General features: G+C 71.2%; 12 protein-coding genes, 1 tRNA gene and 1 pseudogene. 10 read left to right on the top strand and 4 right to left on the bottom strand.

The window, feature by feature from the left end; all coding sequences use genetic code 11:
* The first annotated feature begins 12 nt into the window (after positions 1–12).
* The 7 genes from AB0I77_RS00855 to AB0I77_RS00885 are packed head-to-tail and all read left to right on the top strand — an operon-like array spanning position 13 to position 5,339.
* Positions 13–288, top strand: coding sequence for a phosphopantetheine-binding protein (locus AB0I77_RS00855; RefSeq protein ID WP_363280111.1), 276 nt, complete (start codon positions 13–15; stop codon positions 286–288).
* Positions 289–300: 12 nt separating this feature from the next.
* Positions 301–1,548: a beta-ketoacyl-[acyl-carrier-protein] synthase family protein gene (locus AB0I77_RS00860; protein ID WP_363280112.1), complete on the top strand. Its 1,248-nt coding sequence runs from the start codon at positions 301–303 to the stop codon at positions 1,546–1,548.
* A 31-nt stretch (positions 1,549–1,579) separates the two neighbouring features.
* Positions 1,580–2,023 (top strand): PaaI family thioesterase, encoded by a 444-nt coding sequence (locus AB0I77_RS00865; protein WP_363280113.1) that lies wholly within the window; start codon positions 1,580–1,582, stop codon positions 2,021–2,023.
* A gap of 18 nt (positions 2,024–2,041) precedes the next feature.
* Positions 2,042–2,779 (top strand): enoyl-CoA hydratase/isomerase family protein, encoded by a 738-nt coding sequence (locus AB0I77_RS00870; RefSeq protein WP_363280114.1) that lies wholly within the window; start codon positions 2,042–2,044, stop codon positions 2,777–2,779.
* A gap of 23 nt (positions 2,780–2,802) precedes the next feature.
* Positions 2,803–3,846 (top strand): N,N-8-amino-8-demethyl-D-riboflavin dimethyltransferase RosA, encoded by a 1,044-nt coding sequence (rosA, locus tag AB0I77_RS00875; RefSeq protein ID WP_363280115.1) that lies wholly within the window; start codon positions 2,803–2,805, stop codon positions 3,844–3,846.
* A 28-nt stretch (positions 3,847–3,874) separates the two neighbouring features.
* Positions 3,875–4,543, top strand: a complete 669-nt coding sequence (rosC, locus tag AB0I77_RS00880; RefSeq protein WP_363280116.1) for an 8-demethyl-8-aminoriboflavin-5'-phosphate phosphatase — start codon at positions 3,875–3,877, stop codon at positions 4,541–4,543.
* A gap of 13 nt (positions 4,544–4,556) precedes the next feature.
* Positions 4,557–5,339, top strand: coding sequence for a phytanoyl-CoA dioxygenase family protein (locus AB0I77_RS00885; protein ID WP_363280117.1), 783 nt, complete (start codon positions 4,557–4,559; stop codon positions 5,337–5,339).
* Here the strand turns inward: AB0I77_RS00885 and AB0I77_RS00890 are convergent.
* From AB0I77_RS00890 to AB0I77_RS00905, 4 genes and pseudogenes are all read right to left on the bottom strand, one after another.
* Positions 5,233–5,697, bottom strand: a complete 465-nt coding sequence (locus AB0I77_RS00890; protein ID WP_363280118.1) for a nucleotide disphospho-sugar-binding domain-containing protein — start codon at positions 5,695–5,697, stop codon at positions 5,233–5,235. The two genes, AB0I77_RS00885 and AB0I77_RS00890, sit on opposite strands and share 107 nt — an antisense overlap.
* Positions 5,698–5,744: 47 nt before the next feature.
* Positions 5,745–6,089 (bottom strand): annotated as a pseudogene (locus AB0I77_RS00895) (IS110 family transposase); the annotation flags it as partial.
* A gap of 244 nt (positions 6,090–6,333) precedes the next feature.
* The gene (locus AB0I77_RS00900; RefSeq protein WP_363280119.1) at positions 6,334–6,561 is read right to left on the bottom strand and encodes a hypothetical protein; all 228 of its coding nucleotides are present in this window, start codon (positions 6,559–6,561) and stop codon (positions 6,334–6,336) included.
* 372 nt (positions 6,562–6,933) lie between these two features.
* A tRNA-Arg gene (locus tag AB0I77_RS00905) sits at positions 6,934–7,009 on the bottom strand.
* 321 nt (positions 7,010–7,330) lie between these two features.
* Here AB0I77_RS00905 and AB0I77_RS00910 point away from each other — a divergent pair.
* The 3 genes from AB0I77_RS00910 to AB0I77_RS00920 all read left to right on the top strand — a co-directional run bounded on the left by AB0I77_RS00910 (position 7,331) and on the right by AB0I77_RS00920 (position 11,669).
* Positions 7,331–8,938, top strand: coding sequence for a dynamin family protein (locus tag AB0I77_RS00910; protein ID WP_363280120.1), 1,608 nt, complete (start codon positions 7,331–7,333; stop codon positions 8,936–8,938).
* A 3-nt stretch (positions 8,939–8,941) separates the two neighbouring features.
* Positions 8,942–10,927 (top strand): YfjP family GTPase, encoded by a 1,986-nt coding sequence (locus AB0I77_RS00915; RefSeq protein ID WP_363280121.1) that lies wholly within the window; start codon positions 8,942–8,944, stop codon positions 10,925–10,927.
* 271 nt (positions 10,928–11,198) lie between these two features.
* Positions 11,199–11,669, top strand: a complete 471-nt coding sequence (locus AB0I77_RS00920; protein ID WP_363280122.1) for a single-stranded DNA-binding protein — start codon at positions 11,199–11,201, stop codon at positions 11,667–11,669.
* The last annotated feature ends 188 nt before the right edge of the window (positions 11,670–11,857 follow it).

The raw sequence follows: 11,857 nt of genomic DNA on the forward strand, positions 1-11,857 counted from the left end.
AGGCCCACCACGATGCAGGACGAGAAGCAGGACCTGGAACTGTTCGACAAACTCGTCGGGCACATCGGGGAGTTCGTCGAACGGGATGTCTCCCACCTCACTCCGCAGTCGCACATCAACAACTCCATCGAGGGGATGAGCTCGCTCAAGATGATCGAGCTGCTGCTCTATCTGGAGGACTGCTTCGGGATCGACTTCGAGGAGTCCGCCATGGACAGGCTGGAGACCATGCAGGACCTGGAGGATTACATACGGCAGATACTGGACGCGTCCCGGCAGCAGGCATGACCCGGTGACGACGTGCCGCGCAGCGTAGTGGTCACGGGGATGGGGGTCGTCTGCTCGCTCGGCCCGGACGTCGACGAGCTGTGGCAGGGCCTTCTCTCCGGACGCTCCGGGATCGGTCCGGTGACCCGCTTCGACCCCGACAGGTTCCGGTCCCGCCACGCCGGTGAGGTCGACGACACCCTGGTGACCTTCGAGCCGGGCCCGCTCCAGTTCGAGATCAGACGCATGAGCGCGTTCGTGCGCTACGCGGTGTTCGCCGCGGACCGCGCCCTGAAGGACAGCGGCCTCGCCGGGCCGGGAGGCCAGCAGCCGCGCGCTCACCCGCCGGGCGGCGCCGTCTACCTCGGCGTGGCCATGGGCGGACTGCCCAGCATCGAGGCGGGCGTGCTGAAACAGGAACAGCAAGGGACACGGAAGACCAGTCCCTTTCTGATTCCCTCGCTGATTCCCAACATGGCGGCGAGTGTGATCGCGCTGCGCCACGGCATCGAGGGGGAACAGGTGACGGTCGCCGGCGCCTGCGCGAGCGGCTGTCAGGCGCTGGGGCACGCGATGCGGGCGATCCGCTCCGGTGCCCGCACCTGGGCCGTCGCGGGCGGAGCCGAGGCGGTGACCACGCCGATCACCTACTCCGGCTTCGAGGCGATGAGGGCGCTCAGCCGCTGTGCGGACCCCGAGCTGACTCCCCGTCCGTTCGACCATCAGCGGGACGGAATGATCGTCGGTGAGGCGGCCGCCGTCTTCGTGCTGGAGGAGCGGGCCCACGCAGAAGCGCGGGGCGCGGTGATCCACGGCGAGCTGACCGGCTTCGCCGCGAACAGCGGCGGCGACGGCATCACGGGCCTTTCGACCCGCCACATCGTGCGGTGCATGGCGGACGCGCTGGCCGACGCCGGACTGGCACCGGACGCGGTCGACTGTGTGTTCGCGCAGGCATCCGGCCTGGTTCAGGGCGACGCGGCCGAACTGGAGGCGGTGCGGGCCGCGACCGAGGGAGCCCGCCGCAAGCCGGTGGTCACCTCGATCAAGGGGCACACCGGTTACGCGTTCGCCGCGAACGGTCCGATGAATCTGGCCGTGTCGCTCATGGCGCTGCGCCACCAGACCGTGCCGCCCACCGTGAAACTGGACCGGACCGAACCCTCCTTCGCCGACGTCGACATCGCCCGCGAGCCGCGCGGGACCGGGATCCGACGTTGTCTGATCAACGCGTTCGGATTCGGTGGGATCAATGCCAGCCTGGTGGTGTCCCGTGCATAGCCGTGCCACCGCACTCACAAGGAGCACCGTCTTGAGTTCCGCGTCCACGCATTTCGAGAAGCTGACCCGCTGCTGCATGCGCTGCAAGATCTCCAGGTTCCTCGACAAGACCATCGAGATCGAGAAGGCAGGGGGCGCGCGGGTCGCCATTCCGTTCCAGCCCGATCTGACGCAGAACGCGGACTTCCTCCACGCGGCCATGCTCTTCGAGGTCGGGGACACCGCAGGCTTCATGGCCGCCAACTCGATGGAGGAGACGTACAGCGTCCTGACGGTCGACTACCACATCAACCTGATCCGGCCGGTACAGAAGGAGGGCATCTACGCCGTCGGCGAGGTGGTCACCGCGGGCAAGACCATCTACGTCGCCCGCAGCGACGTCTACTCCGAGAGCGGCAAACTCGTGGCGGCGGGGCAGGGCACGTACACGGTGTCCAAGATCCTGCTGACCGACCTCGACGGCTATGACGACTGAACCGGCAAGGACCGCTTGGTGATCGATACGGCCGACCACGACGGCATCATCGTCCTGACGCTGCGTCATGGACCGGTGAACGCCCTGGATCTGGAGTTGCTCACCGCCCTGCCCGAGGCCCTGGCGGACGCCGCCGACTCCCGCGGTGTCGTGCTGACCGGCAGCGGACGGACGTTCTCGGCAGGGGTGGACCTGAAGCGGATCGTCGAGGGCGGTCCGCGGTACGTCGAGGCGTTCCTGCCGGCGCTGCATCGCGCGACGCTCGCCCTGTTCGGGCATCCCAAGCCGGTCGTCGCCGCGCTGAACGGCCATGCGCTGGCCGGCGGATGCGTGCTGGCCGCCGCCTGTGACCTGCGGCTGATGTGCGGCGGAACCATCGGGCTCACCGAGCTCGCCGCCGGAGTGCCGTTCCCCACGGCGTGCCTTGAGGTCATGCGCCACGCCGTCGGCCCGGCACTGGACACGATGGTCCTCGGGGCCGGCCGTCGCACGCCCGAGGAGGCCGTCCCGATCGGCCTGGTGCACGAGATCGTCGAGCCCGACCGGCTGCTGCCCGCCGCACTGCGCCGGACGGAAGAACTCTGCTCAGCCCCACCGGAGGTGTACGCCCTGTCCAAACGCCAGCTACACCGGCCCGTCCTCCGACGCATCGCCGCCGCCGCGCCGTTGGAGGACCCCGAGGTGGCGACGGTCTGGAGCGCCGAGCGCACGGCCCGGATCCTGCGCGGGTACCTCTCGTCCCTGCGCCGAACGTAACGACCCCCACCGAGAGAGGACACATGCAGTCGGAATCGATCGAGAACCCCGAACGCGCCGCGGCCCAACGGCTCTACCAGTACAACGTCGATCTCAAGGTCGCCTTCGTGCTGTATGCCGTGGCCAAGCTGAACATCCCTGATCTCCTCGCCGACGGGCCGCGCAGCACCGCGGACCTGGCGGCGGCGACCGGCTCCGACCCGCATCGGCTCCGCCGACTGCTGCGCGCGGCGGCCGGCGTCGACGCCCTGACGGAGGAACCCGACGACAGCTTCGCCCTGGCCGCGATGGGCGACCTGCTGCGCTCCGGCCACCCCCGCAGCATGCGCGGCATGACGACGTTCTTCTGCGAACCCGACGTCCTCGCCGCCTACGGAGGCCTGGTGGAGTCGGTCCGCACGGGAGTTCCGGCGTTCCAACTGCGGCACCAGGAACCGCTGTACGACTTCCTCGCCCGCCCCCAGAAGAAGGAAGTCCGCGACGAGTTCGACGCGGCGATGGTGGAGTTCGGCCAGTACTTCGCCGACGACTTCCTGACGTCGTTCGACTTCTCGCGCTTCTCCCGCTTCGCCGACATCGGCGGCGGCCGTGGGCAGTTCCTGAGCGGCGTGCTGACGGCGGTTCCGTCGGCGACCGGGGTGCTCGTGGACGGGCCCGCCGTGGCCGACAGCGCCCACAAGTTCCTCGCGACGCAGAATCTGAGCGACCGGGTCGAGGTGCGGATCGGGGACTTCTTCGACATCCTCCCCGCCGGGTGCGACGCGTACGTCCTCAGGGGAGTACTGGAGGACTGGGCGGACGCGGACGCCGTACGCCTGCTCTCGCGCATTCGCCAGGCCATGGGCGACACCCCAGGGGCCCGACTGCTCATCCTGGACTCGGTCATCGGTGAGACCGGGGAGCTCGGCAAGGTGCTGGACCTGGACATGCAGGTGCTGGTCGAGGGCGAGCACCGGACCCGCGCCCAGTGGGACGACGTGCTGGCGCGGGCGGGCTTCGACATCGTCGGCATCCACCCCGCGGGGGACGTGTGGGCCGTCATCGAATGCCGCAGCACCGCCGGCTGAACCGGTGAAGGACGGATCGGAGAACGACGTGAGCGACGGACGCGACAGCTTTCTTCAGGTCATGCGCTCGGTGTACGAGCGCTACCTCGTGGGGGTCCCCGGTGTCAGCGAGGTCTGGCTGATCCGGCACGCCGACTCCTACAAGGGGCTCGAGGACTACGAGGGCGACCCGCGCGACCCGGCGCTGTCCGACAAGGGCAGAGCACAGGCAAGGTTCCTGGCGGCCCGGCTCGCGGGCGTGCCGTTGCACGGTGTGTGGGCCAGCGGGGCCAACCGCGCCCAGCAGACGGCCTCGGCCGTCGCCGCCGAGCACGGCCTGCGCGTCCAGACGGATCCGCGGCTGCGGGAGGTGCGTACCAACTGGGACGACGGGCGGCCCAGCGAACTCAAGCCGCACGGGGTGTACCCCTTCCCCGAACCGGAGAAGGAGGTCGCCGAGCGCATGCGGGAGGCGGTCGCGGCAGCCGTCGTGGCCACCCCGGCGGCGCCCGACGGGACGACCCGCATCGCGGTGGTCGGGCACGACTCGGCTCTGGTCATCCTGCTCGGCAGCCTGATGAACCTGGGCTGGGGCCAACTGGACATGATCCTCCCGCTGACCAGCGTCTCCGTGCTCGCCGTCAAGGACGACCGCATGGTCGTACGGTCCATCGGCGACGCCACTCATCTCGCCGCGGCGCCGTCCGACGTCGTGTGAGGGTGCCCCGCCGATGAGGAGCCAGGAGACATACGCGGACCAGGGCTGGTTCGTGGCACCGCAGAGGCTCGGCCCGGACGCGCTCGCCAAGGTCCGCGCGAGCATCCGGGCGATCTCCGGCAGCGCGCGTCCGGAAGTGGTGTACGAGGAGGGCACTCGGACGGTCCGCGCCCTGCACGGCTGTCACCGCTACGACGACGTCTGTGCCGAACTCGTGCGCCACCCCGTGCTGTTGGACCTGGCGGAGGGCCTGATCGGCGGGCCGGTCTACCTCTACCAGTTCAAGGTCAACATCAAGGCCCCGCGCCAGGGCCGGGAGTGGCCCTGGCACCAGGACTACGCGTTCTGGGCCCACGAGGACGGCATGCCGGCGCCGGACGCGGTGAACATCGCCCTGCACCTCGACGATGTGCACGAGTCGAACGGCCCGCTGACCGTGCTGTCGGGCTCGCACACGCTGGGTCTCGTGGCCGCCAACGAGGCGGCGGCGAGGTCCGGCCGGGACTGGCAGGACCATGTCTCGGCCAGACTCACCTACATCATCCCGGAGGAGGAGATACACGAGCTGGCGGGGAGGTTCCCGGCGCGACGGCTGCTGGGACCGGCGGGAACCGTGGCCGCCTTCCATCCGTCGATCGTGCATTCGTCCACGAACAACACGTCCGACGACCGTCGCGCCGTACTCCTGCTCACTTACAACTCGGTGTCCAACGCCCCGACGCGCCTGACCCGCCCCGCCTTCCTGGTCGACCCGGACACAACTCCCGTACGGCGCCTGGCGAACGCCCTGGCCTGACCGGTGCCTCAGACCGCGTCGAGGAGCAGCTTCGCGGCTGCCGTCGGCGCGGACCGTGCCGGCCATGTCCTGCGTCCGTGCGGTCGTCTCGGGGGGCCAGGGCCGCCTTGAGCGCGGCCGACAGGGACTCGAAGGTCGGAGTAGGACCGTCGTGCGCCACACCGACGCCGAGGTCGGCCACCCGGCCCGCCCAGTACGGCTGGTCCGCCAACTGCGGTGCCACCTGAGGCGCGCCGGACCGTGTGGCCGTCGTCGTGGTGCCCGCGCCCCCGTGGTGCACGACGGCGGCCACCCGGCCGGACAGCACCTGATGGTTGGCCTCGCCGACGACGAAGCGGTCGTCCTGATCGTCGACCACGGGCCAGCACCAGCCGGCGGCCCTGCGCCCGGACTGAACTCGGTGACCAGTTCGTCCCCGGGCCGCACGGGCATCAGATCGCGGCGGACACGGGCCTGGTCGGCAATGACCGCCGCGTCCTTCGCGTCCGTCTTGCCGTCGCCCCGGTAGCTCTCGGAGGCCCGGTTGACGGAGCGGCCGGGGATGTAGAGCAGGTGCTGTCCGTGATTGAGCAGGATCTCGATGATGAGGGCGGCACCGCCGTCGGCCAGGTCGATGCCCCAGGCCGTCACCTTGCCCAGCGCGAGGACATCGGCCACGAGCTGGAGCAGTTCCGTCTCGTCGTTGGCCACGCGGCGGGACAGCAGCCGCTTGCCGGTGTAGTCGATCACCACACAGTGAGGTTTTCTCACAGAACTGGATCAGTCAGGTGTGGGGTCGGGCCGGGGTAGGCCGGTACAGGCGGTCCGACCAGGCCGCGCCGTGTGCGTCGCCCAGCAGGCCGGCCAGTACCGGCAGGTCGTCCGGCACGGCGTGGCGGCCTTCGACACGGGTGAACGTCGGGGTCTGAGGGGCGATCGCCGTCAGCTCCGGCTGGCGTAGCGGCCCTGCGTGGGTGGCGAGCCATCGGTGGTGGCGTCGGCAGCGGCGGCTGCCTCAGCGGTCTCGTAGCGCTTGATGAAGGTCACCACGGAACTCCTCCGCAGGCGCGGGCCACCACGTAGCGGCGTGGTCGAGCCCGGCGAACGTGAAGCGGTGCTCCTCCTCGCGGACGGTGAGGATGTCGAGGGAAGGGGCTGCGAGTGCGGCGAGGTTGCCGCTGTGGGCGCTGGCGTAGAGACGGTCGCGGTGTTCGGCGTACGGGTCGAGACCGGCGGCTGCCACCAGGGTGTCCAGCTCGCGGTAGCTGTCGAGGGACGACGACCGGGCAGCAAGACAGCGCCAGGCCCAGCGAGAGCAGCTCCAGCACACTCTCGACGGACTCTCGAACCGACAGCAGAACATTTTGCGCCAGGCCGAGACCGGCGATCCCCACGACCCCTTCACCAAGGGCTTGCGCGCGAAGTACAACCAGCTGGAGACGGAGCGAGAGGCCGCGCTCGCCACCCTCGCGGAGCTGGACGCGGTAGACGTCGCCGAGCCCGGGCGTCCGACTCCGAGGTCATCCAGCTCACGGATGCAAGAGTCCATGCATGCCATGCCGAAGCCGCAGGTCCGCCAGGGGGCAGCTACGCACCGTATACGTACAGATCCTGTTGGCGCCCCCGGCAGGACTCGAACCTGCGGCCAAGCGCTTAGAAGGCGCCTGCTCTATCCACTGAGCTACGGGGGCCGGTGTGGTGGCCTCTGTCGTGGGTGCCCGGGTGTGGGCCGATCCGTGACGTTGCCGGGGACAAGGATAGGGCTCCCGGTTCCATGTCCCTGTTGCTTCGCCTCCGTGGCTCGATGTGGAGGTTCGGTGAAGCGGTCCTGATAATCGCAGGCAGGTGCGAATCGTGCACCGCTTTTGAGCCCTCGCGCCCCCGGTGTTGTGCACTCGTTATGCCTGAACCGTGCCCGCGTCCCAGTCGCCCCTTCCGTCCCTTGTGTTCCGTCGGCGCGCAGACATGCGCATATGCTTCAGAATTCCCCTAAAATTGGGCATTCTTCGCATGTGGTGACCTTGGACGTACGGCCTCAGCTGCTCGACGCACTCTCCGCCCTGCGCGACCGTGTCGCCGCCGCACGCTTCCCGCTGCCCCTGGCGGGGGCCCCACGCGCGCGTGCCAACCGCGACGAACTGCTCGCCCAGCTCGATGACTACCTGGTGCCCCGGTTGAGGGAACCCGAAGCGCCCTTGCTGGCCGTCATCGGGGGATCCACCGGGGCCGGGAAGTCGACGCTCGTCAACTCGCTCGTGGGGCGGCGGGTCAGCGAGGCGGGCGTACTGCGGCCGACCACGCGGACCCCCGTGCTGGTGTGCCATCCGGAGGACCATCACTGGTTCAGCGGAATGCGGGTGCTGCCCGACCTCACGCGCGTGTGGGTGCCTCCGGGGGACCCGGGGGACGAGCTCCTGCTGCCCGGCGAGGACCCCACGCGCGTGCTGCGGATCGAGACCGCCGACACCGTGCCGCCCGGCCTCGCCCTCCTCGACGCCCCCGACATCGACTCCCTCGTCGCGGACAACCGCGTCCTCGCCGCCGAGCTGATCTGCGCGGCAGACATCTGGGTCATGGTCACGACGGCAGCCCGCTACGCCGACGCCGTGCCCTGGCATCTGCTGCGCACCGCCAAGGAGTACAAGGCCACCCTCGTGACCGTGCTCGACCGGGTGCCCCACCAGGTCGTGTCCGAGGTCTCGCGGCAGTACGGCGCGCTGCTCACCAAGGCCGGGCTCGGCGACGTACCGCGCTTCACCGTGCCCGAACTGCCCGAGTCGGCCTGGGGCGGCGGGCTCCTGCCGGCCACCGCGGTGGCGTCGCTGCGGACCTGGCTGGTCCATCAGGCGCAGGACCCCGTCGCCCGGCAGTACTCCCTCGCCCGTACGGCGTACGGCGTCCTCGACTCCCTCAAGGCCCGGATGCCCGAGCTGGCCGGTGCGGCCGCCGCCCAGTACGCGGCCGCGCTGCGGCTCACCACCGCCGTCGAGGGGGCCTACGACAGCGAGCACGCGCGCGTGCGGGGGCGTTTGCAGGCGGGTGCCGTGCTCGCCGGCGACGCCCTGAAGCGCTGGCGTGCCTTTCCGCTCGACTGCACCGCCGGCGAACTCCTCGACGCGCTCGTGGAGAGCCTGGCCGCGCTCCTGCTGTGCGCGGTCACCGCCGCCGACGAGCGCGTGGACGAGGCCTGGCGGCGCGAACCGGCAGCGCGGGCCCCGGAACTGGCGAACCGTGATCCGTCCCTGGAGAGCGCGGAACACCGGATCGGGATGGCCGTACGGCGGTGGCGGCGGGAGCTCGAGGAGTGCGCCGAGGAGGAGGTGCGCGAGCTCGACCGGAGTGTCGCGCCGGATCCCGAGGTGGTCGCCGCTCTCGTCGCCACCGCACTGCTGGGCGGTCGCCGCGCGCGGTCGGCCGGTGAGGGGCTCGCCGAACGGATCGGCGCGCACGGTGCGCTGCGGCTGCGCGACCGGGGCCTGCGGATGCTCGCCGACCATGTGGACCGGGTCATGCACACCGAACGCGAGCGCCGCCTCGCCCCGCTCGACGCTCTCGACGTACACCCCGAACCCCAGGCCGAACTCATCGCCGCGCTGTCCGTACTGCAGAAGGAGAGGTGACCGGTGAGCGCCGTCACAGACCAGGACCAGAATCAGCAGCACGACCACACCGAGCGTGCGGACCACGCCGGTGACGCGGGCCGCGGGGACGAGCGTCCTGAAGGCGTCGCTCCTGGCGAGCCTGTAGACCCCGCAGATCCTGTCGACCGCGTCGCCGGTGTCGTCCCTGAGGAGGATGCCGTCAACGGCGAGGAGCCCGAGGGGTCTGACGTACCCGAGAAGCGCGCCAACGCCCGCCACGCGCGCGTGGAGAGCAACGACGACACCGCCGGTCGTACCGACTCCGAGAGCGCCTGGGATGACGGCCTGATCGCGCGGCGGGTCACCGAGGAGAGCGCCGCGCAGCATGTCGCCGTCGTGGAGACCCGGCCGCCCAGTCCGCAGGCCATGACCCAGCTCGTGTACGACGGGCCGCTGCGGTCGCGGCTCGACGCGCTGCGCGAGCTGGTGGGGCTGTCCCGGACGCGGCTCGACAGCAGGACGCTCGCCCAGGCGGGCCGCGTCCTCGACGAGGCGGCGGCGCGGCGGCGGCTGTCCGGGCAGCACACCGTCGTCGCCATCGCGGGCGCCACCGGCAGCGGCAAGTCGCAGCTGTTCAACGCGCTCGCCGGAGTGACCATTTCGGAGACGGGCGTACGACGGCCCACCACGGCCGCGCCCATCGTGTGCAGCTGGAGCGACGGAGCGGCGAACCTCATCGACCGGCTCGGCGTCCCGGGCCGGCTGCGGCGGCGCCCGGTGCAGAGCCCTCAGGCGGAGGCGCAGCTGCGCGGGCTCGTCCTGGTCGACCTGCCCGACCACGACTCGGCCGCAGTGCAGCACCGCGAGCAGGTGGACCGCGTCCTGGCGCTCGTCGACGCGGTCATCTGGGTCGTCGACCCGGAGAAGTACGCCGACGCCATGCTGCACGAGCGCTATCTGCGGCCCATGGCGGGCCACGCGGAGGTCATGTTCATCGTCCTCAACCAGATCGACCGGCTGCCCGGGGAGGCCGCCGAGCAGGTCCTCGACGACCTGCGGCGGCTGCTCGACGAGGACGGGATCGCGCTGGGGGAGTACGGCGAACCGGGCGCGACCGTGCTGGCGCTGTCCGCGCTCACCGGGGACGGCGTCGGCGAACTGCGCGAGGTGCTCGGCCAGTTCGTCGCCGAGCGCGGGGCCGCGGCGCGGCGGATCTCGGCCGATGTGGACGGCGCCGCGTGGCGGCTGCGGCCCGTCTACGCCACGGGGCGGCGGACCGGGCTCAGCGAGGAGGCGCGCGACGAGTTCGCCGCCCGGCTCGCGGACGCGGTGGGCGCCACCGCGGCGGGGGAGGCGGCCGAACGTGCCTGGCTGCGCAACGCCAACCGCGCGTGCGGGACGCCCTGGCTGCGGCTGTGGCGCTGGTACGAGGACCGGGGTGAACCTGCCACCGGACGACTGCCGTTGCGCTCCCAGGCGGACGAGGAGGCGACGGCGCGCCAGCGGGTCGAGCAGGCGGTGCGGACGCTGGCCGACCGGGCCTCGACCGGGCTGCCCGCGCCGTGGGCGCAGGCGGTGCGGGAGGCCGCCGTACGCGGCTCGCAGGGGCTGCCCGAGGCGCTGGACGAGCTGGCGGCGCGGGCGGGACTGCCGCCGGGGCGCCCGCCGCGGCCGGGCTGGTGGCCGGCGGCCGTCCTGGCGCAGGCCTCCATGACGATCCTCCAAGTCGTCGGTGGCCTGTGGCTGTTGGGGCAGATCATCGGGTTCATGGCGCCGAATCTCGGGGTCCCGGTGCTGCTGATGGTGGCCGGCATCATCGGCGGCCCGCTCGTCGAGTGGAGCTGCCGGATGGCGGCGCGGGGGCCCGCGCGACGGTACGGCGTGGAGGCCGAGCGCAGGCTCAGAGCGGCGGCCGCGGGATGCGGGCGGGCCCGGGTGCTGGATCCGGTGGCCTCGGAGTTGCTGCGGTACCGGGAAGTGCGGGAGCAGTACGGGCGGGTGGTGGGGGTGGGCGCGGAGGCGAGGTGAGCCTTGCCCGGGCGGGGCCGGGCGGGGCCGGGGTGGATGGGCCGGTGGGTGGTTCGGTGGGTGGGCCGGTGGATGAGTCCCTCGTCCGGGTGACGGAGTTTTCCACAGGTGGGCGGTGGTCCACAGCGCCCAGCGGGCTCGGCCCGACGGAGGCAGTCTGGCTCTGCGGCGATCGCGACGGACGCGGTCGTCACAGCAGACGCAGCCGTACGGGACGGGCCCGTACGTGTATCCGCTCGGCGTGAGTGGCCGGGCGCGGGAGGGATTCGAGATGAACGAGACGGTCATCTGCGCGGTGGGCAACGTGGCGACACGGCCGGTGTTCCTGGAGCTGGCGTCGGGTGCGTCGGCGCGCTTCCGGCTGGCGGCGACCTCGCGCTACTGGGACCGCGAGAAGAGTACGTGGACCGACGGCCACACCAACTTCTTCACGGTGTGGGCCAATCGGCAGCTCGCCGCCAACGTGATGGCGTCGCTCGACGTGGGCCACCCCGTCGTCGTGCAGGGCAGGCTGAAGGTGCGTACCGACGTGCGCGAGGGCTCGTCGCAGAACTGGACCTCGGCGGACATCGACGCGGTGGCGATCGGCCACGACCTCGCGCGGGGCACCTCGGCCTTCAAGCGCACGTACAAGGGGGAGACGGCGACCGCCGGCGCGCCCTCGCAGCCGGAGCCGACCTGGGAGACATCTCCCGCCGACCCGGCTGCCCAACGGGCCCCCGAACCGGCGGGAGTGACGTGACGTCAGCCATCGGCCGAAGCCGGCGAGAGCTGACCGGGAGCTGACCGAACTGCGGCTTATCGACGAATGCGTTCCGTGCGATCACGGTGGATTTGTCGATAAGCCCTGCTCGCGGGCGGTCTCGGCGATAACGATTCCGAGTCGGATCGGTTGACCGACAGCATCCCCGGGAAGCGCGGTGCGCCGCG

It is taken from the genome of Streptomyces sp. NPDC050619 (assembly GCF_040654815.1).
Taxonomy (GTDB): Bacteria; Actinomycetota; Actinomycetes; order Streptomycetales; family Streptomycetaceae; genus Streptomyces.